This window comes from Endobacterium panacihumi, from assembly GCF_050847465.1.
Classification (GTDB): Bacteria; Pseudomonadota; Alphaproteobacteria; order Rhizobiales; family Rhizobiaceae; genus Neorhizobium; species Neorhizobium panacihumi.
In genome coordinates this window covers 732,327-758,097 of sequence record NZ_JBOZRA010000001.1, presented here as the reverse complement: position 1 = coordinate 758,097, position 25,771 = coordinate 732,327, and the positions used below count along the sequence as shown (strand labels likewise).

23 protein-coding genes and 1 pseudogene are annotated in these 25,771 nt (G+C 59.8%); 12 read left to right on the top strand and 12 right to left on the bottom strand.

From position 1 onward, the window contains the following. Positions 1 to 85 precede the first annotated feature (85 nt). The 6 genes from ACRQ1B_RS03830 (at position 86) to ACRQ1B_RS03805 (ending at position 5,561) form a co-directional block, all read left to right on the top strand. Positions 86 to 1,009: an ABC transporter permease subunit gene (locus tag ACRQ1B_RS03830; protein ID WP_432292339.1), complete on the top strand. Its 924-nt coding sequence runs from the start codon at positions 86 to 88 to the stop codon at positions 1,007 to 1,009. Beyond that, positions 1,006 to 1,923 (top strand): ABC transporter permease, encoded by a 918-nt coding sequence (locus tag ACRQ1B_RS03825; RefSeq protein ID WP_432292338.1) that lies wholly within the window; start codon positions 1,006 to 1,008, stop codon positions 1,921 to 1,923. The genes ACRQ1B_RS03830 and ACRQ1B_RS03825 overlap by 4 nt, the downstream gene beginning before the upstream one ends. Position 1,924: 1 nt before the next feature. Beyond that, positions 1,925 to 2,932 carry an ABC transporter ATP-binding protein gene (locus ACRQ1B_RS03820; RefSeq protein WP_432292337.1) on the top strand — a complete coding sequence of 336 codons (1,008 nt, stop codon included), beginning with the start codon at positions 1,925 to 1,927 and terminating at the stop codon, positions 2,930 to 2,932. Next, complete coding sequence (locus ACRQ1B_RS03815) at positions 2,925 to 3,935, top strand: ABC transporter ATP-binding protein (RefSeq protein ID WP_432292336.1); 1,011 nt, start codon at positions 2,925 to 2,927, stop codon at positions 3,933 to 3,935. The genes ACRQ1B_RS03820 and ACRQ1B_RS03815 overlap by 8 nt, the downstream gene beginning before the upstream one ends. Before the next feature lie 154 nt (positions 3,936 to 4,089). Further along, complete coding sequence (locus tag ACRQ1B_RS03810) at positions 4,090 to 5,001, top strand: sugar kinase (RefSeq protein ID WP_432292335.1); 912 nt, start codon at positions 4,090 to 4,092, stop codon at positions 4,999 to 5,001. A gap of 44 nt (positions 5,002 to 5,045) precedes the next feature. Then, positions 5,046 to 5,561, top strand: a complete 516-nt coding sequence (locus ACRQ1B_RS03805) for a hypothetical protein (RefSeq protein ID WP_432292334.1) — start codon at positions 5,046 to 5,048, stop codon at positions 5,559 to 5,561. 328 nt (positions 5,562 to 5,889) lie between these two features. Here the strand turns inward: ACRQ1B_RS03805 and ACRQ1B_RS03800 are convergent, their stop codons facing one another. Then, complete coding sequence (locus ACRQ1B_RS03800; RefSeq protein ID WP_432292333.1) at positions 5,890 to 6,438, bottom strand: fused DSP-PTPase phosphatase/NAD kinase-like protein; 549 nt, start codon at positions 6,436 to 6,438, stop codon at positions 5,890 to 5,892. A 198-nt stretch (positions 6,439 to 6,636) separates the two neighbouring features. On the opposite strand from ACRQ1B_RS03800, the gene ACRQ1B_RS03795 reads away from it, so the two are divergent. Beyond that, entirely contained in the window at positions 6,637 to 7,677 is a 1,041-nt protein-coding gene (locus ACRQ1B_RS03795; protein WP_432292332.1) for a glycosyltransferase family 4 protein, read from the top strand. Positions 7,678 to 8,024: 347 nt separating this feature from the next. Here ACRQ1B_RS03795 and ACRQ1B_RS03790 read toward each other — a convergent pair whose 3' ends face one another. From ACRQ1B_RS03790 to ACRQ1B_RS03780, 3 genes are all read right to left on the bottom strand, one after another. Next, the gene (locus tag ACRQ1B_RS03790; RefSeq protein WP_432292331.1) at positions 8,025 to 8,378 is read right to left on the bottom strand and encodes a hypothetical protein; all 354 of its coding nucleotides are present in this window, start codon (positions 8,376 to 8,378) and stop codon (positions 8,025 to 8,027) included. Positions 8,379 to 8,725: 347 nt separating this feature from the next. Continuing rightward, positions 8,726 to 10,150 carry a ribosome biogenesis GTPase Der gene (gene der, locus ACRQ1B_RS03785; protein ID WP_432292330.1) on the bottom strand — a complete coding sequence of 475 codons (1,425 nt, stop codon included), beginning with the start codon at positions 10,148 to 10,150 and terminating at the stop codon, positions 8,726 to 8,728. 48 nt (positions 10,151 to 10,198) lie between these two features. Further along, positions 10,199 to 10,870, bottom strand: a complete 672-nt coding sequence (locus ACRQ1B_RS03780) for a tetratricopeptide repeat protein (protein WP_432292329.1) — start codon at positions 10,868 to 10,870, stop codon at positions 10,199 to 10,201. A gap of 228 nt (positions 10,871 to 11,098) precedes the next feature. Between ACRQ1B_RS03780 and ACRQ1B_RS03775 the strand changes: the two genes are divergently transcribed. Next, complete coding sequence (locus ACRQ1B_RS03775; RefSeq protein WP_432292328.1) at positions 11,099 to 12,139, top strand: polysaccharide deacetylase family protein; 1,041 nt, start codon at positions 11,099 to 11,101, stop codon at positions 12,137 to 12,139. A 54-nt stretch (positions 12,140 to 12,193) separates the two neighbouring features. Further along, positions 12,194 to 12,547 carry a VanZ family protein gene (locus ACRQ1B_RS03770; protein ID WP_432292327.1) on the top strand — a complete coding sequence of 118 codons (354 nt, stop codon included), beginning with the start codon at positions 12,194 to 12,196 and terminating at the stop codon, positions 12,545 to 12,547. A gap of 84 nt (positions 12,548 to 12,631) precedes the next feature. Here ACRQ1B_RS03770 and sbmA read toward each other — a convergent pair whose 3' ends face one another. The 5 genes from sbmA to ACRQ1B_RS03745 form a co-directional block, all read right to left on the bottom strand. Continuing rightward, positions 12,632 to 13,903, bottom strand: a complete 1,272-nt coding sequence (gene sbmA, locus ACRQ1B_RS03765; RefSeq protein ID WP_432292326.1) for a peptide antibiotic transporter SbmA — start codon at positions 13,901 to 13,903, stop codon at positions 12,632 to 12,634. A 128-nt stretch (positions 13,904 to 14,031) separates the two neighbouring features. Further along, complete coding sequence (locus tag ACRQ1B_RS03760) at positions 14,032 to 15,201, bottom strand: YbfB/YjiJ family MFS transporter (protein ID WP_432292325.1); 1,170 nt, start codon at positions 15,199 to 15,201, stop codon at positions 14,032 to 14,034. Between the two features lie 104 nt (positions 15,202 to 15,305). Next, positions 15,306 to 16,061: a type I methionyl aminopeptidase gene (gene map, locus ACRQ1B_RS03755; RefSeq protein WP_432292324.1), complete on the bottom strand. Its 756-nt coding sequence runs from the start codon at positions 16,059 to 16,061 to the stop codon at positions 15,306 to 15,308. Positions 16,062 to 16,115: 54 nt separating this feature from the next. Next, on the bottom strand, positions 16,116 to 17,177 hold the full coding sequence (locus ACRQ1B_RS03750; protein WP_432292323.1) for an LLM class flavin-dependent oxidoreductase: 1,062 nt from the start codon (positions 17,175 to 17,177) through the stop codon (positions 16,116 to 16,118). A 264-nt stretch (positions 17,178 to 17,441) separates the two neighbouring features. Beyond that, entirely contained in the window at positions 17,442 to 17,903 is a 462-nt protein-coding gene (locus ACRQ1B_RS03745; protein WP_432292322.1) for an SRPBCC family protein, read from the bottom strand. A 221-nt stretch (positions 17,904 to 18,124) separates the two neighbouring features. On the opposite strand from ACRQ1B_RS03745, the pseudogene ACRQ1B_RS03740 reads away from it, so the two are divergent. Then, positions 18,125 to 18,370 (top strand): annotated as a pseudogene (locus ACRQ1B_RS03740) (DUF1905 domain-containing protein); the annotation flags it as partial. 100 nt (positions 18,371 to 18,470) lie between these two features. After that, positions 18,471 to 20,318 (top strand): ABC transporter ATP-binding protein, encoded by a 1,848-nt coding sequence (locus ACRQ1B_RS03735; RefSeq protein ID WP_432292321.1) that lies wholly within the window; start codon positions 18,471 to 18,473, stop codon positions 20,316 to 20,318. 2 nt (positions 20,319 to 20,320) lie between these two features. Here the strand turns inward: ACRQ1B_RS03735 and ACRQ1B_RS03730 are convergent, their stop codons facing one another. The 3 genes from ACRQ1B_RS03730 to ACRQ1B_RS03720 all read right to left on the bottom strand — a co-directional run bounded on the left by ACRQ1B_RS03730 (position 20,321) and on the right by ACRQ1B_RS03720 (position 23,151). After that, on the bottom strand, positions 20,321 to 21,595 hold the full coding sequence (locus ACRQ1B_RS03730; RefSeq protein ID WP_432292320.1) for an RNA polymerase sigma factor: 1,275 nt from the start codon (positions 21,593 to 21,595) through the stop codon (positions 20,321 to 20,323). After that, positions 21,592 to 21,981: a YciI family protein gene (locus ACRQ1B_RS03725; protein ID WP_432292319.1), complete on the bottom strand. Its 390-nt coding sequence runs from the start codon at positions 21,979 to 21,981 to the stop codon at positions 21,592 to 21,594. Before ACRQ1B_RS03725 ends, ACRQ1B_RS03730 begins: the two co-directional genes overlap by 4 nt. A gap of 126 nt (positions 21,982 to 22,107) precedes the next feature. Beyond that, complete coding sequence (locus ACRQ1B_RS03720; RefSeq protein ID WP_432292318.1) at positions 22,108 to 23,151, bottom strand: SMP-30/gluconolactonase/LRE family protein; 1,044 nt, start codon at positions 23,149 to 23,151, stop codon at positions 22,108 to 22,110. 393 nt (positions 23,152 to 23,544) lie between these two features. Between ACRQ1B_RS03720 and ACRQ1B_RS03715 the strand changes: the two genes are divergently transcribed. After that, positions 23,545 to 25,503 (top strand): methyl-accepting chemotaxis protein, encoded by a 1,959-nt coding sequence (locus ACRQ1B_RS03715; protein ID WP_432292317.1) that lies wholly within the window; start codon positions 23,545 to 23,547, stop codon positions 25,501 to 25,503. The last annotated feature ends 268 nt before the right edge of the window (positions 25,504 to 25,771 follow it).

Below are 25,771 nucleotides of genomic sequence, written 5' to 3'. Positions count from 1 at the left end.
ACTTTAGGATGCTACTCATCAGCTTGCAGAAACTATCGCGTTTTCGAGCTGATGACAGAGCGACAAGGCCCGATCCGTATCCATCATGCTCAGTTACGCCTTCCGTCGATTGCTGTCGACGATCCCCGTCTTGTGGATCGCCGTGACAGCCTGTTTCTTCGTTCTCCGTCTCGCCCCCGGCGGGCCTTTCGATGGGGAACGCTCGCTGCCGCCGGTGATCCTGCAAAACCTTGCGGCGCACTACAATCTCGATAAGCCGCTGATCCAGCAGTACCTCTACTACGTCGGCGATCTGCTGCGCGGTGACCTTGGCCCTTCCTTCTCGAGTGAAGACTTCAACGTTGCCCAGCAGATCATGATCGGTCTGCCCTACACGTTCACGCTCGGCATGACCGCCTTCCTGCTCGCCATCATCATCGGCGTCGCCGTCGGCTGTCTTGGGGCGCTCTATCAGAACAAGATGCCGGACTATGTCCTTGGCGCGATGATTCTGGTGGGCGTCGTCTTCCCGAATTTTTTGATCGCTCCGATCCTTCAGCTCGTGTTCGGCATCCAGCTGGCATGGCTGCCCGTCGGCGGCTGGGGGGATGGCTCGCTGAAATTCCTTGTCCTGCCCGTCGTCGTCATGGCGCTGCCGCATGCGGGGCGCATCTCGCGCATCACCCGAGGTTCGATGATCGAGGTGATGAACCAGAATTTCATCCGCACCGCCAAGGCCAAGGGCATCGGCCCCCGCCTCACCGTCATGCGTCACGCGCTGAAACCCGCCATGATGCCGGTCGTGTCCTATCTCGGCCCGGCGGCAAGTTACCTTCTCACCGGCTCGCTGGTCGTCGAAAGCATTTTTGGGCTTCCCGGCATCGGCCGCTATTTCATCAACGCCGCCCTCAACCGCGACTACGGCATGGTTCTCGGCACGGTCATCTTCTACATGGTGCTGATCGTCTTCCTGAACCTCATCGTCGATATCGCCTATGCCTGGCTTGACCCGAAAGTGAGAAACAGATGATCCTCAATCCCGCAAAAAGAGAGCTGCTCGCAGCCGAACTGCTGGAAGCGGAAGGTCTTTCCCCGGAAGGTCGTTCGCTGACAAAAGACGCGATGCGCAGGCTCTGTCGCAACAAGGCGGCGGTCGTATCGATCGTTGTCCTGGCGCTCCTCATCCTCGCCGCCTTCCTCGGCCCCTATTTTATCCCCCACGGTTACGAAGACCCGGATTGGGCCGCATTCCGCGCGCCCCCCTCGTGGGAAGATGGCCACTATTTCGGCACCGACCCGAACGGCCGCGATTTGCTTGCCCGCGTGCTGTACGGCACCCGCGTCTCGCTCGCCGTCGCCTTCGTCGCCACCCTTGTCTCGGTGGTCATCGGCGTGCTTTATGGCGCGATCTCCGGTTATTTCGGCGGACGTCTGGATGCCATCATGATGCGCTTCGTCGATATCATGTACGCGCTTCCCTACATCCTCTTCGTCATCCTGCTGATGGTCATTTTCGGCCGCAACGTCTACCTGCTGTTCGCGGCGATCGGTGCGCTGGAATGGCTGACCATGGCGCGTATCGTGCGCGGCCAGACGCTGTCGCTCAAACACCGCGAATTCGTCGAGGCTGCCCGTGCGTCGGGCCAGAAGCCGCTGAAAATCATCACCAAACACATCATCCCGAACCTCGTCGGGCCGGTGGTCATCTTTGCCGCCCTCACCGTGCCGGAAATCATCGCGACCGAGAGCTTCTTGTCCTATCTCGGCTTCGGCGTTCAGGAACCGCTGACCTCGCTCGGCACGCTGATCGCGGAAGGCACCGATGCCATGGAAAGCATGCCGTGGCTGCTCGCCTTCCCGGCCATCTTCCTCGTCTCGCTTCTGCTCAGCCTGCTGTTCATCGGCGATGGCCTGCGCGACGCGTTCGACCCGAAGGATCGCTGACATGACAGATCAGACGCAAAAAGACGTCCTTCTCGAGTTGAAGGACTATTCGATCACCTTCAAGACGCCGGATGGCGACGTGAAGGCCGTCTCGAACATGAACCTCACCGTCCGTCGCGGAGAGCGCATCGCCATCGTCGGTGAATCGGGCTCGGGCAAAAGCCAGACATTCCTTGGCCTGATGGGCCTGCTCGCTAAGAACGGCCAGACCTCCGGTCAGGCACTGCTCGAAGGCCGCGACGTGCTGGCGCTCAAGCCACGCGAACTCGACAAGGTGCGCGGCAAGGACATGGCCATGGTCTTCCAGGACCCCATGACGGCCTTGAATCCATCTCTGAAGATTTCCCGGCAACTGACGGAACAGCTTGAGATTCATCGCGGCTTCACCGCCCGCGCCGCATCGGTCGAGGCGCTGGATATGCTCAAGCGCGTCGGCATCCCTGACCCGACCCGCCGATTCAATCTTTACCCGCATGAACTCTCGGGCGGCATGCGCCAGCGCATCGTTATCGCCATGGCGCTTCTGACCAAACCGAAGCTCTTGATCGCCGACGAGCCGACCACCGCACTTGACGTCACCATCCAGGCGCAGATTCTTGATCTTTTCAACGATCTGACTGCCGAGATGAACACCGCGCTGCTGATGATCACCCACGATCTTGGCGTCGTCGCCGGCCTCGCCGATCGTGTGGCCGTGATGTATGCTGGCAATATCGTCGAGGAAGCCCCGGTCGACGAACTGTTCGAAAAGCCAGCGCACCCTTACACGGCGGCTCTGCATGCGGCGATCCCGCGCCCGGACCAGGATGTCGACGAACTCGTCGTCATTCCCGGCCGCCCGCCGAACCTGCAGCATCTGCCAAAGGGCTGCAATTTCTCACCGCGCTGTCCGCAGGTTCAGGACGATTGCATCGATCGTCCGCCACAGCTCGAAACGCTGGCGCCGCAGCATTGCGCCGCCTGTTTCCACCCCTTCCCGCGTCGTGAGGAGCTGTTGACCCATGCTTGATCAGACCACTTCGGGCCAGACCCTGCTCAAGGTCGAAAACCTCACCACCCAGTTCGAGATTCAGGCAAAGTCCTTCTTCAAGAAACCGACCATGCTGACGGCCGTCAACGACGTGTCGTTCGAGCTGAAGGAGGGCCGCACGCTCGGCATCGTCGGTGAATCCGGTTGCGGAAAATCCACGCTCGGCCGTTCCATCCTGCAATTGATCCGCGCCCAGAAAGGCCGGGTCGTCTGGCAGGGCAAGAACCTGCTCGACCTGTCAGAAGAACAGATCCGCATGGCGCGCCGCGACATGCAGATCATCTTTCAGGATCCGATCGCCTCGCTCGATCCGCGCATGACGGTGGGCGATATCATAGCCGAACCGCTGACCGTGTTCGAACCGAAGCTCAACCGCGCCCAGCGCACCGAGCGCGTCCGCGAGATCATGAACGCCGTCGGCCTCGTGCCGGAAATGATCAACCGTTATCCGCACGAGTTTTCCGGCGGTCAGGCCCAGCGTATCGGCATCGCCCGCGCCGTCATCACCCGGCCAAAACTGATCGTCTGCGACGAGCCGGTTTCGGCGCTCGACGTGTCGATCCAGGGACAGGTGATCACGCTCCTGCGCAAACTCCGCAAGGAGTTCGGCCTCACGCTGATCTTCATCAGCCACGACTTGTCCGTCGTGCGACTGATTTCGGATGATGTTCTGGTGCTCTACCTCGGCCGTATAGTCGAGGCCGGTGATTGCGCCACGGTGTTTAACCACCCGGCGCATCCCTATACGCAGGCACTGTTTTCGGCGGCTCCCATCCCGGACCCGAAACTCGCCCGCCAGCGTAGCCGCATACGCCTTCAGGGCGATCCGCCCTCGCCGATGAACCCGCCGCCGGGCTGCCCTTTCCAGCCGCGCTGCTGGAAGGCGACGGACATCTGTCGCACCGCCATGCCGCCAACCGAGTTGGTGCGTCCGGGTCAGTCGGCCGCGTGTTACCACATGGACCGGCCGCCGGAGGTTTAAGGCTTGCTCCCTTCTCCCCGCGTGCGGGGAGAAGGTGCCGGCAGGCGGATGAGGGGCAAAAGCCTCAAACGCAACGTCTGCGGCAGCAACCACTCTTGCCTCCCCCTCCCTCATCGCGTATCGCCAAATGACGAAAATTGTTGGGAGAACGGTTTTGGGCGGAAAGTTTCTATCGATCGGCGAATGCATGGTGGAACTGTCGCAGGCGGGTGACGGCCTGCTGCGCAAGGGCTTTGCCGGCGACACATTCAACACCGCTTGGTATATGCGTGCCTGCTTATCCCCTGACTGGTCCGTCGATTATTTCACCGCCCTCGGCGATGACCCGATGTCCGACGAAATGCTGGCGATGATGGCAAAGGCCAGCATCGGCACCGGCCAGATTCGCCGCATTCCCGGCAAGACACCCGGCCTCTACCTCATCACCCTGAAAGACGGCGAACGCACGTTCAGCTACTGGCGCGACACCGCCGCCGCCAAAAAACTGGCCGATGATGCCGACCATCTGCGCAAGGCAATCGAAGCCTCGGACATCGTCTATTTCTCCGGCATCACGCTCGGCATTCTGTCCTCGGAAGCGATCGACACGCTGTTGTCTGAACTGCGCCGCGCCAAGGCATTGGGCAAGATCGTCGCCTTCGATCCGAACATCCGCCCCCGCCTCTGGGCCGGAAAGGACATCATGCTGAAGACGATCGAAGCCGGTGCCCGCGCCGCCTCTCTCGTCCTGCCGAGCTTCGATGATGAAAAGGCCCATTTCGGTGATGTCGACGTGGCAGCCACCATCGCCCGTTACCATGTACTCGGTGTGCCCACGGTCGTCGTCAAGGACGGACCGAACGGCGTGACGCTGAGTTTCGACAGCAAAGTCGAGCATGTCCCCGCTGTCGAGGCAAAAGCCGTGGTCGATACGACCAGCGCCGGCGACAGTTTTAACGGCGGTTTTCTCTCCCGTCTGCTGACCGGCGCGACACCGGCAGAAGCCGCCGCCCATGGTGCCGCTGTCGCAACCACGGTCATCGGCCATCACGGCGCGCTGATCGATCCGGGCTTGTTGCCGCGGTAAATGCAGACAAACGTTTTTCTTTACCTGAATTGCCGGGAAGACACATGCGCGCCGCTTTGACCGGAATGATCCTTGCAAGTCTCCCGATCGTCGCCCAAGCCGATCCGCTGACAGACTGGCAAAAAGCGGATGCGCAAGCCCAGCAGGCCTGGCAAAAATTACCTCTAATGGTGCAAAACGCGCTCTTCGCCGACCAAGAGCCGACCAGCTATGGCATGTACAAACCGCGAAGCTCTGACCTATTCAAACCCACGGACACGCTCATCACATATGCAGAGGTGCTGGGACACACTTGGAAGCCGCTACCGGATGGCAAGAATGAGCTGGCGTTGACCGTAGATCTCACCCTCAGGGACACCAAGGGTGAGATCGTGCGGGAGGAGAAAAAATTCTATCAGTCTTCCGTTTTCAGTCATCGAACCGGACGTGAGTTTTTCCTGAACTTCGAACTGTCTCTCACCAACGCGCCCGAAGGCGATTACGTGTTGACCTACACGGTTCACGACGAAACCAGTGGCAAGACCACCAGCTTTGATCAGCCTTTCAAGATAAGAAAGTAGGCGCCTCCGGTCTAGAGCAGTTCATCGTTAAATGGAAACAGTTCTGCCGGAGCAGGTTTTCGTCGGGGCAGAGGCGATTGGCGAAGGGCATACCCGAAGGTACGGTCGAGCCGATCGCGGCTGATCCCGGCGGAAAGATGCCCGGCCCCTTCGGGGTTGGCTGAAACGGGCCGCCTGATCGCATGGCCGGCTTGGCCGTATCTTTGGCTACGACGCGCGCCGGCCATGCCACCATCCGACTCCGTTTGAGCCAACAGAACTGCTTCCATCTAACAATGAACCGCTCTGAGCGAAGCGGCGCAAACGCTCCATGGGTTTGCCCACCACCTCAAAACCCGATCGTTTCCTCGAACTTGTCCCAGGACTGCCACATCGCATAACGGCCGATACCGGGGATCGGCACATGGCCGTAATAGGGTGACAGCTGCAGCTGCGAAAAAATCTCGCTGCGCTTTGCAACCGCGCCGACATAGATCGCCGAGGCAAGGCCGGTACGGTTGGCGCCGTGTTCGCAGTGGATCAGGATCGGTTTTTCGGCATGGCGCATGATCTCGGCCAGTTTCGCGCTGTCGTCGACCGGCAGCACCGCCCCGGAACTGATCGGATAGTCAATCAACGTCACGCCATTGCGGTCCGCTGCCGCCTTTTCTTCCGCATACCACGCACCGCGCGTTTCATTGCGCAGGTTGACGATGGTCTTGATACCGTGGCGGCTGACAAGGCTGTCGATCTCTTCCGATCCCGGCTGTCCCGAACGGTAAAGCTCGCCGGCGATCACCTCATGCTCGTTGCCGATCAGCTGATTGACGCCCATGTGGATGCCGATTGCAGCAACACCTGCCAGAAGCGTCAAACCGATAGTTCTGAAAATACGCATGAACATAACCAACTGAAAATCACGCAAGACACATAGGAAACAGCTGCCGGGCAGGCAAATTACACTGCCGTGCCGCGCGGTCGGCGTGCCGACATTCGCCTGTCACACAGCTCGGCGATAGAACACCCAGCCAGCAACAAACGCCCTGAGTCGGCGAAATTGCGGCAAACGGACGGGCAAAAGGGGTTTCAGCCGGTCATGACCAGAATTACCATCGTTTCCGATGCCTGGTATCCGCAGATCAACGGCGTCGTCCGCTCGATCGAAAACACCAATCGCGAGCTGACACGCATGGGCGTGGACGTGACCATGGTCACACCGCAGGATTTTTCCAGCGTGCCGTGCCCCACCTATCCGGAAATCCGTCTGTCGGTCGCCACCTACTGGCAGGTGGCCGCCGCCATCAAGGCATCCGGCCCGACCGCCGTTCACATTGCCACCGAAGGTCCGCTCGGCCTTATGGCGCGCCGCTGGTGTCTGAAGAACCACATGCCGTTCTCCACCAGCTACCACACCCGTTTTCCGGAATATGTGGCGGCCCGTTTCCCCATCCCGCTGCGATGGCTGAACGCCTTTGTGCGCTGGTTCCACAATGCCGGCAATGGCTGCATGGTGGCAACCGGCAGCCTCGAGCGCGAACTGTCCAAGCTCGGCATCAAGAACCTCCTGCGCTGGAGCCGCGGCATCGACCAGACGGTGTTTCACCCGATGGATCAGGACGACCGCCCCTTCGACCTGCCGCGCCCGATCTTCATGACGGTCGGCCGCGTGGCGGTGGAGAAGAACCTGCCCGCCTTTCTCGATCTCGACCTGCCCGGCTCGAAAGTGGTGGTCGGTGACGGCCCGGACCGCGCCGAACTGCAGCGCAAATATCCGAACGTGCTGTTCACCGGCACCAAGACCGGCGAGGAACTGGCCCGCGCCTACGCGCAGGCCGATGTCTTCGTCTTCCCGTCAAAGACCGACACTTTTGGCAATACCATCCTGGAAGCACTGGCAAGCGGTGTCCCGGTTGCGGCCTATCCGGTGATGGGACCGATCGACATTATCGAGGAAGGTTCAGGCGCCGGCGCACTGAACGAAGACCTGCGTCAAGCCTGCCTCTCGGCACTTGCATGCCGACGCGAGGATGCACGATCCCATGCGCGAAAGTTCACATGGGAAGCAGCGTCGCGACAGTTTCTGTCGAATGTCCTGAAAGCGCAAACGGCAAAGGCACTGCCCGCACCGGCAGAGTGACGCCAGCGCCACGAGGTCCGCTCAGGCACAAATGTGCTATCGCCATGCGCATGCACAAGCATCCGCACGATCCGAGCGCCATCAGGAAAATGGGATTTTGACCGGCAGGATCAGCCGATATTTTCATCCCGCCAGTGGAAGAACAACACGCTTCCGATACCCAGACAGATGGCGGCGACGAGACCTGCAATGATCATGGATTTCCTCCTCCCATGGATCGACAAGGCTTGATATCCCCTCCCAGAGTCACAAGCCATGGTCGCACTCGAACACAGACGCAACGAAATAGCAAGCGGAGGCCCGCGCCCTCCATCTGCGGTCCGTCGTCGTCTAATGCCTGAAGCGGCTTAGAAGACGGTGACGGCGACCCGGTCGCGAAACACCGTCAGCCTTTCACGGCCCTTTGTCGTTGCGGTGAACTTGATGCCGCGTGCCGGTACCACCCTGCCGCATTTGCGGCTGCGCACGGTGCCGATGCCGCCATCGGAAAACGTGCCTGTGGCCGAGACCGGCAGCTTTGCCGCGACATCGTCCCATTCCGGTGCCGGATCGGTGCAGTTCCGGCCGCGCACGCCCTTCACCAGCAATTCCTTGCCGGATTTGATCGCGATACTGGGCCGGTATGTGAAGGCCGCTTCTTCCGCCAGTACGGCCGTACCGGAAGACATGCCAAGAAAGATCGCAAAAGTGATGCGAACCATTTCATTCCCCTCTCTGCTGGCGTCATGCCAGAGCTGGCTCACAGCCCTTAACCCTGTGAACCGATTGAACATATCCGTGCCCCGGCGTGTGACTGCACACAGACCGAAGCAAAATTATGCCAAGACAGAATTATGAATGTGGATGAGAATGCGAAATGCCGCCGGACATGGCTGGGGCCGGATCATCGGGATGGATCGCACATGTCGATACAGCGCGCTGGATCACGCTGGTCGACGTTATGACGCGATAATCGCAAAGCCTCGGCCATGTCGGCTCCGGCATATCAGATGAGGGAAATACACGCGTCACCACCCATACGGGTGACGCGTGATAATTTTTCGCGCGGTCAGCGCTTTCTACGGCGACCTTCGAACGGGTTGTCACCCGCCTTGAAATGGATGCGGATCGGCACGCCCGGCATGTCGAAATCGGTGCGCAGATTGTTGGTCATGTACCGCACATAACTTTCCGGCAGCGCATCAGGGCGCGTGCAGGATACCATGAAGGCCGGCGGACGAGCCTTTACCTGCGTCATGTATTTCAGCTTCAGGCGACGGCCCGAAACTGCCGGTGGCGGATGCTGCGTCGTCGTCTGATCGAGCCAACGGTTCAGGCGCGCAGTCGAGATGCGCTTGTTCCAGACCTTGTCTGTCTCGACGATGTTCTGCATCAGCTTGTCGAGGCCGTAACCCGTCTGGCCGGAAATCGGCACAGCACGGATTCCGCGCGCCTGCGGAAGAAGACGTTCGGTCTTCTCGCGCAACTCGGCAAGCACCGCCTGCGGATCCTCGATCATGTCCCACTTGTTGAAGGCGAGAACCGCCGCACGGCCTTCGCGCAGCACCAGATCGGCAATCTGCAGGTCCTGCTTTTCGAACGGAATCGTCGCATCGAAGACGATGACCACGGTCTCGGCGAAGCGGATGGAGCGCAGCGCGTCGGCGACCGAAAGCTTTTCGAGCTTTTCCTGAACGCGGGCCTTGCGCCGCATGCCGGCCGTGTCGAACATCTTGATCGTGCGGCCGCGCCAGTCCCATTCCACGGAAATGCTGTCACGGGTAATGCCGGCTTCCGGACCCGTCAGCAGTCGGTCTTCGCCGAGAAAACGGTTGATCAACGTCGACTTGCCGGCATTCGGACGGCCGACAATCGCCACGCGCAGCGGCAGCGTCTCATCGTAGAGGCCATCGGCATCTTCATCCTCGTCGTCGAAATCGCTGTCGCGCACGTCGACATTGGTCTCGGCCTCATCGACCTCTTCCGGGAATGCCGCGTCCTCACCGATCGCCTCGACGATCGCGTCGCGCAGGTCGATCATGCCCTGGCCGTGTTCTGCCGAAATCGGCACCGGCTCACCGAGGCCCAGCGTATAGGCGTCATAAAAACCGCCGTCAGAACCTTTGGCTTCGGACTTGTTGGCCACCAGCACCACCGGCTTGCCGCTGCGGCGCAGAAGTTCACCAAACGTCTTGTCGAGCGGCGTCAGGCCCGACTTGGCATCGACCACGAACAAAGTCAGGTCGGCCTCGTCGATCGCCATTTCGGTCTGGGCGCGCATGCGGCCCTCGAGCGTATCGGCGCCAGCCTCTTCGAGACCGGCGGTATCGATGATGGTGAAGCGCAGGTCGACGAGCTTGGCATCGCCGGGACGACGGTCGCGGGTCACGCCCGGTGTGTCATCGACCAGCGCAAGCTTCTTGCCGACCAGCCGGTTGAACAGCGTCGACTTGCCGACATTCGGGCGTCCGACGATGGCGACGGTGAAGCTCATGTGGTTTCTTTCTCTTTTTGGGCGCGTTCAGCCGGTCTGGCCAAAAAATCAGGGCGCCTTGCCGGATGCGGCGATGTTGTCGAGCATGATCTGCGCGCGGCTCGCAACATTGCGCGGCGCGTCTGCAGCATTGGTGATCTGGCTGAACCAGTCCTTGGCCTGCTTCATGTTGTCAGCCTTGTAGGCGGCAAGGCCCAGCGCTTCGCGTGCGGAATAACGCAGCGCATGGCCATCGCTCGTCAGCACTTCGGCTTCTGCGGCAACCTGATCATAACCGGCGGTATCGACCAGCAGGAAGGCGGCGCGCAGCTTGGCAACATCGCGAACCAGTGCCGGCGCGACATTGTCCCTGGAAATCGCCTGGAAGCTGGCAATGGCGGCGGCCTTGTCACCCTTTTCGGCCTGCAGGGCAGCAGTGCGCAGCTTGGCCAGAACCGGATAGGAACCGGTACCATCCTTCTCGATTTCGGCGAAAGCGGCCAATGCTTCATCGGCCTTGTTCTCACCGGCAAGGTTCAGAGCCGCGATGAAACGGTCACCGGAAGCCGAAGCGTTGTTATTGTGCCAGTACTCGTAACCGCGATGACCGGCGACACCAACGACGAGCAGAACCGCCGCACCGATGAAGATACGGCCAAAACGCTTCCACGCCTTGTTCATCTGATCCGAGCGCAGTTCGTCGTTCACTTCGCGAATGAAGGTGTCGTCGTTATTTGCCATGCCAGTCTCCGGCCGCGCGGCCTCTGAATGCGGAAAGACCGCCTTCTAGCGTATTTTGCCGCTCATGTAAGGCCCTTCGTGCAATTCACGAAAGCTTGTTAACGCCGAACGTGCAGGATGAGGCCGGGACGCAGCCCAAATTTTGTCACCACGCACAAAGCTTCGCCGCAATCTCGACGCAGAAGCGAATGCCACATTCTATCCGAAAATGATTTTCGACAGGTTTTTATGTCCAGCGTATCGTCTCTGCTCACCCGCACCCTGCTTGCCGCCCTGTCAGCCACATGCCTGACAAGCACGGCCATGGCGGAAGAAAAGCCGAAACAGCTGGTGCTGATTTCCTTCGATGGCGCCGGCAATAACGATCTGTGGCAGCGCAGCCGCGACATCGCCAAGCGCAGCAACGCCCATTTCACCTATTTCCTCTCCTGCACTCTCGTCATCGACCGCGCCTCGGCAAAAACCTATCAGGGTCCGGGGCAAAAGCCGGGTCGCTCCAATATCGGCTTTGCACAAACCAAGGAGGAAGCCCGCACCCGTCTCGGTCACGTCTGGCAGGCAAAGCTCGAAGGCAACGAGATCGCCAGCCATACTTGCGGCCATTTCGATGGCGGCGAATGGACGACGCAACAGTGGACGCAGGAGCTGACGACGTTCCGCAACGTGCTGTCCAATGCCTGGGTGGCTAATGATGCGGCGGACCAGGAGCCGGCAGGCTGGCAGGATTTTGTCAAAACCGGCATCCAGGGTTTTCGCGCACCCTATCTCAGCCAGGGCCCGGAACTGATGAAGGCCGAGCGACAGGCCGGTTTTGCTTATGACGCCAGCCCCGTCACGAGAGGACCGGAAGTGCCGAAGGAAAAGGACGGCGTTTTCCGTTTCGGCCTGCCGACCATTCCGGAAGGTCCTGCCCAGCGGCAGATCATCGCCATGGACTATAATCTTTTCATCCGCCACTCGGCCGGCATCGAAAACCCCAGCCGCTCGGCGGAATTCGAGGAGCGCGCCTATTCCGCCTTCAGGGCGGCCTTCGACAAGCAATATGAAGGTGAACGCATTCCACTGCAGATCGGCCTTCATTTTGTGGAGATGAATGCCGGCGCCTATTGGCGGGCGATGGAACGGCTGGTCACCGAAGTCTGCACGAAACAGGATGTCGCCTGCGTCACCCATTCGCAAGCGATGGCCATGTTGTCCGAACCGGCAACGACCACGTCTGCCAACCTGCGACCGACGCTTCCCGTCTCGGCGCCGTCATCGGGCCTTTAACCACGCACGGCGATAGGGTTTTCCAAGGCAGCCTTGCCGGAATATGACGGTGTCATGACACGAACGATCCTGAAAATTCTGCCATGGTCGGCGCTGACCTTCGTGGTTTTTGCCACCGTCTCGCCGATCGAGATGCGGCCGCATGATCTCCTGCCGGTCAATGTCGACCGGGCCGGCGCATTTGCCGTGATGGCCTTCCTGTTCGTACTTGCCTATCCGCGCCACTGGAAACTCTGCGCCCTGCTGCTTCTGCTGGGCGCCGGCGGCATCGAGCTGTTGCAGTTGCTGGCACCCAGTCGCCATGCGCATGCTGACGATGCGTTGATCAAGGCGGGCGGCGCGGCGATCGGCTGCGTTCTCGGCTGGAGCGTCAACCGCCTTCGGGCACGGTCTGCCGCGCTATCATAAATTTTCCTTGTGATCATAAAACAAAACCGCGCCGGATACTGCTGATCCGGCGCGGCCAAAACTGTTGCATCAGAAGGGGTTAGTTCAGGTCGGTTTGTTCGCCGCCATCTCGCCACCTTCGGCTTCGCGCTCTAGGTAGTTCTGATCGATCGTCGGCAACGGCTGATCGTCGATCGCGGCTTCGAAGGCCTTGAGGCGCTTATGGATCGACAGCAACTCGATAATCGTCGTCCATGAGTTGACGAGATACTGGAACGAGTTCGAAACCTGTCCGAACGCCGTGGCGATCTGCTGGTATATGCCGAAGGTGATCTTACCGGCGACAATCGTCGGGATGAGCATCGTGGTCAGGAAAATAGCATCGGCCTGCAGGTAAAAATAGCGGGCGACGTTGAAATACAGATAGTGCCAATACATGCGAAAATAGTTCTTCCGCACATTGGCATACAGTTCCTTCACTGTCGGCGGCTGTGCCCGTTCAGCATGATCCTCGCCGTAAACGAGTTCCTTGCGATATGCAGCCTCAACGCGCTGGTTGCGGAAATGCAAACCAGGTAGCTTTATACCGGCAATCGCCAGCAGCAGCGTGCCGAAGACGGACCAGAATATTGCCAGCCAGAACAGTGCATGAGGGATTGCGCCTATGATCGGCAGTTCCGACACGTAGCTGGAAAGGCCAAACAGAATTGGCAGGAATACGACCAATGTCATAACGGCATTAATGAGATTGATGCCCAGCCCTTCAAGGGTCTGTGAGAAGCGCATTGTGTCTTCCTGAACACGCTGAGATGCGCCTTCGATATGCCGCAGCTTTTCCCATTTGGACATGTAGAAATTGTTCATCGCGGTGCGCCAGCGGAAGATGTAATGGCTGGTGAAGAAGTCCGTCAGAATCGAGACGAACATGCTCAGGAAAGCGATCTGGGCAAAAGTGATCTGCAGGCTATAAAAATCCCAGGTCGTAGCAGTGCCCTTGCCGGACAGAGATTCCATGAGGGTATCGCCGAACGGCCGACGCCAGTTGTTGAGCACGACGGTGATCTGCACGCCGAAATAGGTCACGGCAATGATCAGCAGAGATCCCCAGATCGACCAGCCGATCCATGGATTGTCCTTGGCAATCATCGTCCACACCCCACCAAAGATCAGAAGGCAGATGGTGAAATAGGAGTAGAACCAGAGATTTGCCGGAACTAGGAAATAGCTCAGATCGGCCGGCGACGGTTCGGGCATAACATACCCCCGCGCTTCCGATATGCCTTGAAAGACGAGATACCAAGCCAGGATTGCCGCAAGTGCCCAGGCGAGCCCGGAAAGGAAAAACAATTTCGGTCGAGGGAAGAAGGAGTGGAACACGGAGCAGCTGCTTTCCTGAGTTCGAATCTAAGGATGGTCGAGGCGACCTTAGAGCGCGAAACTAAGGCAAGTCCAAGGGGGCGGCAATGGCTCTTGGCTTTTGTTACCTATTTGTAACCGTGGGTATTTTAGCTGCGCTCGCGCATCAATGGCAGCGACAGCGCGATCGCCACAACCAGCACGCCGGCCGCCAGTAGAGACGGCGCCGTAAAACTGCCCGTGCGCTCCGCCACGAAACCGGCAACCAGCGGTCCGATGATCTGTCCCGTCCCAAAGGCGGCGGTAACGACCGCGATGGCGCGGCGCGGGCTTTGCGGCGCAAAACGTCGGCCAAGCTGCAGTCCGAAAGCCGTGATGACCATGAAGGTTGCGCCGAGCAGGAAACCGCCCACCAGCGTGCCGGCCACCGGCGGCAGTTCGACGGACGCGACAACGCCAATCAGAAGCACGACGATGGCGGCGAGATAGGCACCACCGAGACCGATGCGGCGGACGATCGGATTCCACGCGAAAAGCGATACCGCCGCAGCACAACCGGCCACGAACCAGACCAGAAACTCGACTATCGGCCCGGTATCGCCCATGCGTGCGATCGCCACGAGAAACGTGGCGGTGATGACATAACCAAAACCGTAAAGTCCGTAGGACAGGATGGTCAAAAGCAGTGGCAGACGCCAGACGAGCGGCGGCTCGGCCAAAGCTTTCGTATCGGTCGCCGGTTTCGGCAGATGGCGTTGCACAAAAAAGAAGATGACGAGCACCACGGCTGCGGAGGTAAACCAATCGAAACGCCAGCCATGCGCAGCGTCGCCGCTCAGCGCATTGACCACCAGAACCAGAACCGAGGACAGCGCGATCCCGACGCCGACGCCGCCGAAATGCAGCATGCCGATCGTTGGCCGCTTCGCCGCATGCAGCATCACGATCGATGAGGTGAAGAGCATGGCAAGCGCGCTTGCCGCGCCCGCCAGAAAACGGATGACGGTGAAAGCGGTGATCGATGTCGTCAGCCCCATCGCCGCCAAAAGCACGGCGCTCGCCAGAAGACCGGCAAGCGCTACCGTGCGCTCCCTGCCCGCTGCCCAGCCATAGGCCGAAACGACGGCGCCGAGCAGATAACCGGCGAAATTGCCGGCCGCGATCGTGCCGGCGTCAGTGGCCGACACCGGAATGCCGGCAATCATGCCCGGCAGGATCGGCGTATAGACAAATCGTCCGAAACCCATGACGCCTGCCATGGCGGCAGCGCCGGCAAGACCGATCCAGAGCGATGATGCGGGAGAAGACGAGGATGACATGTCCGGCTTATTGCACCGGGATTTTTGCCTGACAAACCACAAATTCTGATCGCTGCAATCAGTTCGGCTGAGACGCCATGGAGCAACGGCGTCTCAAGGAAAAATCAGTTCGGCAGGGTCAGGATGAGCGGGCCATTCCGGGTAACGACGATCGTGTGTTCGTATTGCACGGTCGGCGCACGCGGATCGCTGTAAAGCGTCCACGGATCGCCATTGCCGCCATCTTCTGCCCAGGTGCCGCCCAGCGACAGGAAAGGCTCGATGGTGAAAACCAGTCCCTCCTCCATGATCCGGGTCTCGTCCGGGTCCGGCCAGGTCGAAATTTCCTTCGGTTCCTCGTGCAGCGAGCGGCCGACACCGTGGCTGGCGAGGTTGGAAATCAGCGTATAGCGGTTCTTGGCGGCGAATGCGCCGATGGCATTGCCGATGCCGGCGATCGGCTTGCCGGTTTTCACCTGCTGCAGGCCGGTCCAGAGCGCCCGACGCCCGTCGCGGCACAGTTTTTCGATCTGTTTGCTGACCGGCGGCACGGTGAAGGACGAACCGGTATCGCCGAAAAAACCGTCCTTGACGGCCGACACGTCGATATTGACGAGATCGCCAGCCTCGATGCGGCGATCGCCGGGAATGCCGTGCGCCACTTCCTCGTTGACGCTGATGCAGGTGGCACCCGGAAATTCGTAGCAGAATTCCGGTGCCGACTGCGCGCCATTGTCTTCCAGCACCTTGCGGCCGATGAGATCGAGTTCGCGAGTGGTGATGCCCGGTTCGAGCGCCTTTGCCATGGTTTCGACGGCCACGGCGCAGAGACGCCCGATATCCTTAAGCTTGTGCAGCTCTTCTTCTGTGGAAATCACCATGCTTGCATTCTTCCTATCATCGTGTCGCGCGACCTTCCCCCAAAGGTCAGATTGTCAGGCAGCCGGTTTCGCGCCATCGGCCGATCCGGTCAATTCCTTTCTGACAAGAGGTGCTACTTTCGTGCCATAAAGTTCGATGCCACGCATGATCTGCGCATGCGGCATCAGTCCGATCGCCATCTGCAGGAGGAAACGGTCATTCTTGAACAGCCGATGCGCAGCGACGATCTTTTCCGCCACCTCTTCCGGCTCACCGAGGAAAAGGTTGCCCTGTGGCCCGCGCGCCGCATCGAAATGCGCCCGGCTGGTCGGTCCCCAGCCACGCTCGCGGCCCAGCCGGTTCATCACCTCCGCCTGCGGCCCGTAAAACTGGTCGGCAGCAGCCTGCGTGGTATCGGCGATGAAGCCGTGGACGTTGATGCTGGTCTTCAGCGTTGACGGGTCCTGCCCTGCGCGACGGGCGGCCTCGCGGTAAAGATCGAACATCGGTGCAAACCGCCGATATTCTCCGCCAATGATGGCAATCGCCAGCGGCAGCCCCATGGCGCCAGCCCGCGCCACCGATTCCGGCGTGCCGCCTACGGCGATCCAGATCGGCAGCCTTTCCTGAAGCGGGCGCGGATAGACGCCACGAGCATTGATCGGCGGGCGAATTTTGCCCTCGTTCCAGCTCAGGACTTCCTGATCGCGGATGGCCAGCAGCAAGTCGAGCTTTTCGGAAAAAAGCTGGTCGTAATCGCCGAGATCATATCCGAACAGCGGGAAGGACTCGATGAAGGAGCCACGCCCGGCCATGATTTCCGCACGACCGTCGGAGAGGAGATCGACGGTAGAAAACTGCTGAAAAACCCGCACCGGCTCGTCCGAGGAGAGCACGGAAACGGCGCTGGACAGCCGGATGTTTTTCGTCCGCACCGCCGCCGCCGCCAGCACGGTAGAGGGCGACGACACCGCATAATCGGCGCGGTGGTGTTCGCCGAGACCAAACACATCAAGGCCGACCTGATCGGCCAGTTCGATTTCCTCCAGCAGGTTTTTTAGCCGCCGATGCGCCTCCTCGCCCTTATTGACCGCGTCTGGATCGACATCCGCAAAAGTGTAAAGACCAAGTTCCATGCGCCCAAAAATCCGTTGTTCGATGCCCTCACATAGATACTGGTTACGGCCGGCACAAATGTGAAACTTTCGAAGTCATCCTTCGAACAATTCGATGGGCGAAACTGGGCGTGATTTCAGCGCGTTGCGCGGGCGGGCGGAATCGCTTTCTCAGCACCGTCAGATAGGACCACACAGCTGCGGCGGACACAGTGCGCATCCGCCGCAAAAACTGGTCCGGATTGGCAACTTTGTCCGGCAACCGCTGAAAAAGCTTCAAAAAAATCAGAACGTCCTGGCGATGTCCGCCATCTGGCCGGCAACGATGCCCCATCCCTCTTCGAAACCCATCTGTTTGTGGGTTTCCATATCCTCTTCCGTCCAATGCAGCGCGCTCGCAGTATACCGTGAGCGGCCGCCGCCGAGATCCTCGAACTCGATGATGCCGGTCATGAAGGGTTTTTCCGAGGGCACCCAGGCTGAGGTGTAGGCGTCGGTGAAGACAATTTTCCTGTTCGGCACGACCTCGAGATAAATGCCGGGATTCTCGAAACGCTCGCCATTCGGTCCTTCCATCACCACCATGCTGGAACCGCCGGCACGCAGGTCCATATGCGCCTCCGTGACCTTCCATGGCAGCGGGCAGAACCACTCGCCATACCGTTCCGGTGTCGTCCACACCTTGAAAAGCTTTTCGGCGGGGACATCGAATTCACGCACGATCTGCAGTTGATATCTGGCTGTCATGATCTCTTCCTCCCGAGTTTCAAAAACCATCGCATTGGATGATGAACCTAGGACGAATGGAACCATAGAGAACCGACAGGACGATTGATTTTTTTCAGTTCGACGTCGTGAACGCGGTTGCCTGCCAGAAACGCATAAGCAAATTTGCCGAAAGCAACCGGCAAGGCTGTCGGAGATGACAACTTTCAGCTTCAAATCCGTCATCCACTGGCCCGGCCCCGGACTTCTTTGCTCGGGCACCGCGGCCGGTGGCCGACGAAATCTGCCAGCGTTCTAAGCTGGTCAGTTATGGCTGGGGCATGGTTCCGGCTGATGTCGCGATCGGCGACTGCACGTTCTATATGGCCCTGTTCCGCAGGGATAGCACCTGTCTCGTACCGCTCACGAACGTCCTGCGCAAACAAGCCGCAGTGACGGCCGGAGACATGATTTCGGTCACCGTGGCGTTGCGACCGCCAAAAGCGTGATCTCATGGGTATCGAGGGTGCAAAGCCGATACGATCCGTGGTTGAATAAAGGCATTACAGGCCCCCGAATCGTCAATCGAACTTCGAGTGCACCTGACCCATGTCCATTTCAGACCGCATTTTTCGCCCTTTCGAAACGCTGATCCGGCCTCTGGATATTCCCTATACGCCACTGCCATCCAGCGGCCCCTTTGCCTTGCTTTGGCATTTCCTTCGGATGTTCTCCCGGGTTTTGATTCCAATCGCGGTCTTCGCCATGTTGGTCGAAGCCATCAATCTCTATCTTATCTGGAGCCTTGGCAGAATCATCGATGGCGTAACCGCCAAGGGCGCCGTGGGCTTCCTCCATGAGGACTGGCAACTGCTTGTTTTGATGTCGGTTCTGCTGTTTCCAGCCATTCCGCTTTTCGCCTTCATCGCCAACACGCTGTCTTCGCAGATCGCAGCTGTCTGCTTGCCGATCGCCATTCAATGGCAGGGGCATAAAGCTGTAGAGCGGCAAGATCTTGGCTTTTTTCACGATCTTTTTGCCGGACAGGTGGCATCAAGGCTTTCTCAGGTCGCATCCGCAGTCCAGCAGCAGCTCATCATCGCATTCCAGACCGTTCCCCACTTTTTCATTCAGTTCATCGGAACCCTGCTCCTGCTGGGCGCGCTGGGATGGCAACTGATGCTGACCGCGATTTTCTGGATGACTGCGGTCATCGCCGTTACCATCTATGCGGTACCGCATTTCATCGAACGTTCGAAACACTCTGCCCGTCAACGCAGCCTTGTCGTCGGTGCCATGACCGACCTCTACAGCAACATACAGATGGTAAAACAGTTTGCAGCGGAAGAGAGCGAGGCCGGCGCACTCAGGAAGATATTTGGTGGTGCCATCGATCGCCAGCAGGAGGAGCGCCGTGTCTATCTGATAACCGGCACAGGCATCATTGCCATCAACGCCCTGTTCTGGATTGCCATGCTGGGAATCGGATTTCTGAACATGATCAACGGTGCAATCAGCACCGGCCAGTTCGTCGCCGCTCTTTATCTCGGTGGACGCCTTCAGTCGAACGCCCGTTCATTCCTCGACATGTGCCAGAACATCTTTCAGGCCGTCGGCACGGTGCGTGACGCCATGCCGGTCATGACGACACCTCCGACCATAACCGATGCAGCCGGAGCCGCACCACTCGTCATCACCGGAGGTCATATCTGTTTCGAAAACATCGGATTCAACTATCGCGCCGACAAACCCGTCATCGACGGCCTCAGTCTGACTATCGCGGGTGGCGAAAAGGTGGGCCTCGTCGGCCTGTCCGGAGCCGGCAAGACGACTATGGTCAACCTGCTTTTGCGGTTCTACGATCTCAGGAGCGGTAGGATAACCATCGATGGCAATGATATCCGGCAGATCACGCAGGCCAGCCTGCGCGAAAACATCGGCGTCATCTCGCAGGATGTATCGCTGCTGCACCGTTCGGTCGGCGACAATATTCGCTATGGCCGGCCGGACGCAACGCGGGACGAGATCGAAGCGGCAATCATAGCCGCGCAGGCCGAGGGGTTTATTTCCGATCTCAAGGACAAGGAGGGACGAACCGGCCTTGAAGCCTTTGTCGGCGATCGCGGCGTAAAACTCTCGGGCGGGCAAAAGCAGCGCGTCGCCATTGCCAGGGTCCTGCTCAAGAACGCTCCGATCCTCGTTCTCGACGAAGCGACGTCGGCGCTCGACAGTGAAGCCGAAGCGGCAATCCAGGATAGGCTCGCCATGCTGATGCAGGGGAAGACGGTGATTGCCATCGCCCATCGTCTTTCCACCATAGCCAGCATGGACCGCATCGTCGTCCTCGACAAAGGCCGGATCGTCGAAACGGGGACGCCCGACGATCTGCTGATGCTTGACGGGCTTTACGCACGCCTCTGGAAGCGCCAGACGGGCGGTTATATCGGCAACGATTGATCCTACGCCCCGATCTGACCAAGCTTATCGATCTGCAAACGAATATGCGCCGCCTCGGCCGGCGAATTGGCCAACGCTATGGCACGGTCAAAGGCTTCGCGCGCTTCTGCTGCCTGCCCGGCCTGCATCAGCAGACCGCCGCGCACACCATGATAATAGAAATAGCCATCGAGCGGAGCCGCCACGGTGGCGATCAGCGCCAGCGCTTCCTCCGGACCTTCCGCTTTCGACACGGCGACCGCGCGGTTGAGCGTGACGACTGGCGACGGTTGCAGATGTTCCAGTGCCTGATAGAGCAGTTCGATCTGCCACCAGTCGGTATCCTCGATTTTTTCCGCACGCGCATGCAGCGCGGCGATTGCCGCCTGCAACTGGTAGGGACCGCCGCTCTTGTGACGCACCGCCTTGTCGAGCATGGCCAGCGCTTCGGCCATCATCTTTTTGTCCCACAGCGAGCGATCCTGATCTTCGAGCAGAATGATCTGACCAGCCTCATCAAAACGGGCGTTCGCACGCGAATGCTGCAGCATCATCAGGGTCGCCAGCCCCATGATTTCCGGCTCGGACGGGAAAATGCGCAACAGGACGCGCACCAGCCGGATCGCCTCCTCGCAGAAGGTGATGCTGTCGGGATTGTTGACGCCGGACGAATATCCTTCGTTGAAGACGAGATAGATCATCGCCGCCACCGTCTTCAGCCTTGCCGCACGCTCATAGGCATCCGGTGCCTCGAAACCGACAACGCCCTTGTCGCCCGGCCGATTTTCGCTCTGAGCCTTGGCGATACGCGCCTTGGCGCGGGTGATACGCTGTTCCATCGCCGCATCCGACACCAGAAACGCCTTGGCGATCTGCGGCACGGTGAGGCCCGACACAATCCGCAGCGACAAAGCGATCTGCTGCGTGTTCGGCAAGTCGGGATGGCAGCAGATGAACATCAGCCGCAAGATGTCGTCGCGATAGTGCGAATTGTCGAGCCGGTCGGCAATATCCGCTTCCGCATCGGAAAGATCGGAAAAGGCAGCCTCCTCCGGTAATGGCTGGTTTTTCGCGCGCTTGCGAAGCTGGTCGACGCCGCTGTTGCGCCCGACAAAGATCAGCCATGCGGCGGGATCGCGTGGCGCGCCCTTGTCCGGCCAGGTGCGGATCGCACGCAGGCAGGCCTCCTGAAACGCCTCTTCCGCCGTATCGAGATCGCGGAAATAACGCAGGAGTGCACCAAGCGCCTGCGGCCGGGCCGCCGTCAGCGCCAATTCGATCCAGCCGATATCGGTCATGTTATGGCCTCCGACGCGGTGATCTGCCCCGGATGGAAGACGTAGAATGGCCTGACTTCATAGGAACTGGAGCCCGGATTGACGGCTGACAGATCCTTGGCGAAGGTGACGGCCTCGTCCAGCGTCTCGAAATCGGCGGTATAGAAACCGAGCAGCACTTCCTTGGTCTCCGCAAACGGGCCGTCGAGCACAAGCGGCTCATCCTTGCCCTTGCGCACCGTGGTTGCCGCCGTGGTCGGCATCAACCGCCCGACCGGGCCGAGCTTTCCGGCCTTTTCCAGCGGCGCCTGCACGGCATGCAGTTTTTCCATGACGGCGGCCTCCTCCTCCCTCGACCAGGCGAAGACGGTTTCCTCATGGGCGTAACACAGAATGGCATAAAGCATCGGTCTCTCCTTCTCCGTTGGAAGACGCAGAAGTAACGGCATAACCGACAATGCGCATCAGAAAACAGAACGGGGCCGGATCATTCACCGATCCAGCCCCGTGTGTCAGCTATTCAGAGGAACCGATCAGACGGCGCCCTTTGTCTCGACATAGAGCGCGTAAACCGAATGGCTGGACGCCATGTAGAGACGGTTCTTCTTTGGACCGCCGAAAACGAGATTCGGGCAACGCTCCGGCAGCTTGATGAAGCCGATGGCCTTGCCTTCCTTGTTGAAGATTTTTACGCCGTTCAAGTCTTCCGGCTTGGCGCCAGCGGCACCCGAAGAGCCCCAACCGCACCACAGATTGCCGTCAACATCGACCTTGAAGCCGTCGAGACCACCATTGTCGTCGGCGGTGATCAGCGCCTTCTTGTTGGAGACGGTCTTGCCGTCCTTCGATACATCATACGACCAGACGATACGGAAAGGCTGGGCGCGGCCTTCAACGACGTAAAGCTTCTTTTCGTCTTCCGAGAAGGCAATGCCATTCGGGCCCTTCAGCTCGTCGGTGATCAGCGACAGTTCGCCTTCAGCCGAGATGCGGTAGACGGAATGCGGCAGCTCGGCTTCCGCCTTTTCGCCTTCCCACATGCCGCCGATGCCGAACGGCGGGTCGGTGAACCACAGCGAACCATCCGACTTGCAGACGATGTCGTTGGGCGAGTTGAGCTTCTTGCCCTTGAACTTGTCGGCCAGCACGGTGATCGAACCGTCATGCTCGGTTCGGGTGACGCGGCGCGTCAGGTGCTCGCAGGAGATCAGGCGGCCCTGCAGGTCGCGGCAATGGCCGTTGGCGTAGTTCGAGTTGGCGTCGAACACGCTCCAGGTTTCGTTGGTCTCGTCGAACTTCATGACGCGGTTGTTCGGGATATCGCTGACCAACAGGTACTTGCCGTCGCCGAAATAGACCGGGCCTTCGAGCCAGCGGGCGCCGGTGGCGACCTGTTCCAGCGAAGCGCTGGCAACGCGATACTTGGCAAAGCTCGGGTCAAGGACCTGAATGGCCGGGTCCGGATAGATCGGGCTCGGGGTAAAACCGATCGCCTGTGCGGAAGCGATCTTGGTAGTGACGGCGGTCGCAGCGGCGGCAACGCCCAGCGACATGATGTTACGGCGGGAAAGATCCACGGTAAAAGGCCCTTCAAAAACGGATTTTTGACTTCATATCAATCTGCCCGCAGCGCGCGGCGGAGCCGGAATCATGGCCCATCGGGGATTTACCGGCTCAACCTTTTGCACTGCAACAAACAGATGGTTGCCTAATGCGCAGATGGTTACGCGGTTATGAAAATCAGGCAAAAAAGTGGCAAGTCGCTACAATTTGTCAAAATTCATGACGCACCGCAGCAAGTGTAAGATTTTCTTATGACAATACACCTATTTTCCCGCGTCAGGACATTGCGATCGGTCAGGTCGCCGGGGCGCGCATGATGTGCGCCGTCTTAAATAGAAGACGATTCCTGCATTTCCTTTTTTGCCCCCTGCGCTTCCGTTCCTTCAGCGTGCTTCTGAGGCTATCCGATGCTCAAGAATTTGAAGATCAAGACAAAGTTTCTGATGGCGATCGCCATCCTCGGCGTCATTTCGCTCGCCGGCCTTCTTTTCGTTACCCAGCGCTTCAGCGCTGCCAACCAGTCTTACTCGCACTTCCTGCAGAATGAGAGCACCGCCGCGACCTTCGTTCCGCGCGGTGCCGCCGGCATGTGGACCGCAACCACCTGGCTCAGCCGCGCGCTGGCACAGGACCCGCAATCCCCGGCCTTCAAGGATTTCGCCGAACGCTTCGGCAAGGAAATTACCGGCGCCCGTGGCCGTCTGGCCCAGGTTCCGGGCCTCGTCCCAAGCCGTCAGGCCGCTACCGACGAACTGCTCGCCGGCGCCGACAAGCTGAAGGGTATCGGCGACGAACTGCTGAAGGCCCATGCTGCCGGTGATGCGGCTCGCGTCACGGCACTCGAATCCGATCTCGACAAGGCCATCGTCGAATTGTCGCCGAAATTCGGCGCCAGCAACGGTGCGATGGCTGACCTGATCAAGAACGGCGGCGACGCCCTTTCGGCCGAGGTCTCCTCGACCATCCAGTTCGCCATCGTCGGCATGCTGGTCGGCATCGCGGTTGCGATCGTGCTGGCGCTGACGATCGCACAGAAGGGTATCACTGCACCGATGGCCCGCCTGCGTGAACGCATGGCATCGCTGGCCGCTGGCGAGACCCGCGCAGACATCGACGGTCTCGACCGCAAGGACGAAATCGGTCAGATGGCGGAAGCCGTCGCCGTGTTCCGCGACAATGCGCTGGAGCGCCAGCGTCTGGAGCAGGAAGCCGAAGACAATCGCAGCCTGTCGGAACAGGAACGCATCGACCGCGAAGCCCTGAAGGCCCGCGAAGCCGCCGACGTCAAATTTGCCGTCGACAGCCTTGCCGAAGCGCTCTCGAACCTTGCGGACGGCAATGTTTCGCACCGCATCGACCGCTCCTTCGCTGCCTCGCTCGATGGCGTCCGCAACGACTTCAACGCCTCGGCCTCCAAGCTTCAGGCAGCGCTTGAAGACGTCGCCGCAAACGCGCGCAGCATCGAAGCCGGTTCCGGCGAGATCAAGTCGGCCGCTGACGATCTGGCCAAGCGTACCGAACAGCAGGCCGCTTCGATCGAAGAAACAGCAGCAGCTCTGGAAGAAATCACCACCACGGTGAAGGACGCCGCCCGCCGCGCTCAGGAAGCTGGCGCACTGGTTGCCCGCACCCGTCAGGGCGCAGAAAAGTCCGGCGAAGTCGTTGCCAATGCCGTCAAGGCCATGGAGCAGATCGAAAAGTCTTCGGGCGAGATCGGCAACATCATCGGCGTCATCGACGACATCGCCTTCCAGACCAACCTGCTCGCCCTCAACGCAGGCGTCGAAGCGGCTCGCGCCGGTGAAGCCGGCAAGGGTTTTGCCGTCGTCGCCCAGGAAGTCCGAGAACTGGCCCAGCGTTCCGCAAACGCCGCCAAGGAAATCAAGACGCTGATCACCGCCTCGAACCAACAGGTCCAGAACGGTGTTCACCTCGTCGGCGAAACCGGCAAGGCCCTCGAGACCATCGTCGGCGAAGTCCAGGAGATCAACCGCAACGTCAACGCCATCGTTGAAAGCGCGCAGGAACAGTCTTCCGGTCTCCAGCAGATCAACACCGCCGTCAACTCGATGGACCAGGACACCCAGAAGAACGCGGCAATGGTGGAAGAGCAGACCGCAGCCAGCCACGGCCTCGCCCGGGATGCCGCCGCGCTGAACGCCCTGCTCGCCCAGTTCAAGCTGTCGCATGCCCGCATGCAGCAGGTTGCAGCAGTCACCCGCCCGGCCGCGCCGCAGGCAGCACAGCAGTCGGCCCGTCCGGTTGCGTCGCCTGCCCGCAAGCTGGCCAACAAGGTCGCGACCGCGTTTTCCGGCAATGCCGCTCTCGCCGTCGATAACCAGGCGAACGACTGGCAGGAATTCTAAGACACCCGACCGGCGGCTCTGCTACCGGCTGAACCAGAATCAAAACGGCCGCAGGCGAAAGTCTGCGGCCGTTTTGCTTGACCATATCAATGACTTAGAATTGACAACAGTCAAATCTAAGTCATTGATACTGCGACATTTTGTCGAAAACGGCCACACATCATTAAACGTAAGAATTTATTATAAGGCCACTTCTACGGTCCGCCTCCAGGACATGGGAGACACCTCCTTTTCTCTTCGCGCGCATGATGCGCGCCGTCTCCTTTCA

Bases quoted from the DNA above. Each gene is read 5' to 3' on its own strand.
- ACRQ1B_RS03800 (WP_432292333.1), bottom strand. From the start codon at position 6,438: ATGCGTATTTTCAGAACTATCGGTTTGACGCTTCTGGCAGGTGTTGCT.
- ACRQ1B_RS03770 (WP_432292327.1), top strand. From the start codon at position 12,194: ATGACACGAACGATCCTGAAAATTCTGCCATGGTCGGCGCTGACCTTC.
- ACRQ1B_RS03745 (WP_432292322.1), bottom strand. From the start codon at position 17,903: ATGACAGCCAGATATCAACTGCAGATCGTGCGTGAATTCGATGTCCCC.
- ACRQ1B_RS03820 (WP_432292337.1), top strand. From the start codon at position 1,925: ATGACAGATCAGACGCAAAAAGACGTCCTTCTCGAGTTGAAGGACTAT.
- ACRQ1B_RS03735 (WP_432292321.1), top strand. From the start codon at position 18,471: ATGTCCATTTCAGACCGCATTTTTCGCCCTTTCGAAACGCTGATCCGG.
- ACRQ1B_RS03780 (WP_432292329.1), bottom strand. From the start codon at position 10,870: ATGGCAAATAACGACGACACCTTCATTCGCGAAGTGAACGACGAACTG.
- ACRQ1B_RS03760 (WP_432292325.1), bottom strand. From the start codon at position 15,201: ATGTCATCCTCGTCTTCTCCCGCATCATCGCTCTGGATCGGTCTTGCC.
- ACRQ1B_RS03805 (WP_432292334.1), top strand. From the start codon at position 5,046: ATGCGCGCCGCTTTGACCGGAATGATCCTTGCAAGTCTCCCGATCGTC.
- map (WP_432292324.1), bottom strand. From the start codon at position 16,061: ATGGTGATTTCCACAGAAGAAGAGCTGCACAAGCTTAAGGATATCGGG.
- ACRQ1B_RS03815 (WP_432292336.1), top strand. From the start codon at position 2,925: ATGCTTGATCAGACCACTTCGGGCCAGACCCTGCTCAAGGTCGAAAAC.
- ACRQ1B_RS03750 (WP_432292323.1), bottom strand. From the start codon at position 17,177: ATGGAACTTGGTCTTTACACTTTTGCGGATGTCGATCCAGACGCGGTC.
- der (WP_432292330.1), bottom strand. From the start codon at position 10,150: ATGAGCTTCACCGTCGCCATCGTCGGACGCCCGAATGTCGGCAAGTCG.
- ACRQ1B_RS03790 (WP_432292331.1), bottom strand. From the start codon at position 8,378: ATGGTTCGCATCACTTTTGCGATCTTTCTTGGCATGTCTTCCGGTACG.
- ACRQ1B_RS03830 (WP_432292339.1), top strand. From the start codon at position 86: ATGCTCAGTTACGCCTTCCGTCGATTGCTGTCGACGATCCCCGTCTTG.
- ACRQ1B_RS03795 (WP_432292332.1), top strand. From the start codon at position 6,637: ATGACCAGAATTACCATCGTTTCCGATGCCTGGTATCCGCAGATCAAC.
- ACRQ1B_RS03725 (WP_432292319.1), bottom strand. From the start codon at position 21,981: ATGCTTTATGCCATTCTGTGTTACGCCCATGAGGAAACCGTCTTCGCC.
- ACRQ1B_RS03825 (WP_432292338.1), top strand. From the start codon at position 1,006: ATGATCCTCAATCCCGCAAAAAGAGAGCTGCTCGCAGCCGAACTGCTG.
- ACRQ1B_RS03775 (WP_432292328.1), top strand. From the start codon at position 11,099: ATGTCCAGCGTATCGTCTCTGCTCACCCGCACCCTGCTTGCCGCCCTG.
- ACRQ1B_RS03715 (WP_432292317.1), top strand. From the start codon at position 23,545: ATGCTCAAGAATTTGAAGATCAAGACAAAGTTTCTGATGGCGATCGCC.
- ACRQ1B_RS03730 (WP_432292320.1), bottom strand. From the start codon at position 21,595: ATGACCGATATCGGCTGGATCGAATTGGCGCTGACGGCGGCCCGGCCG.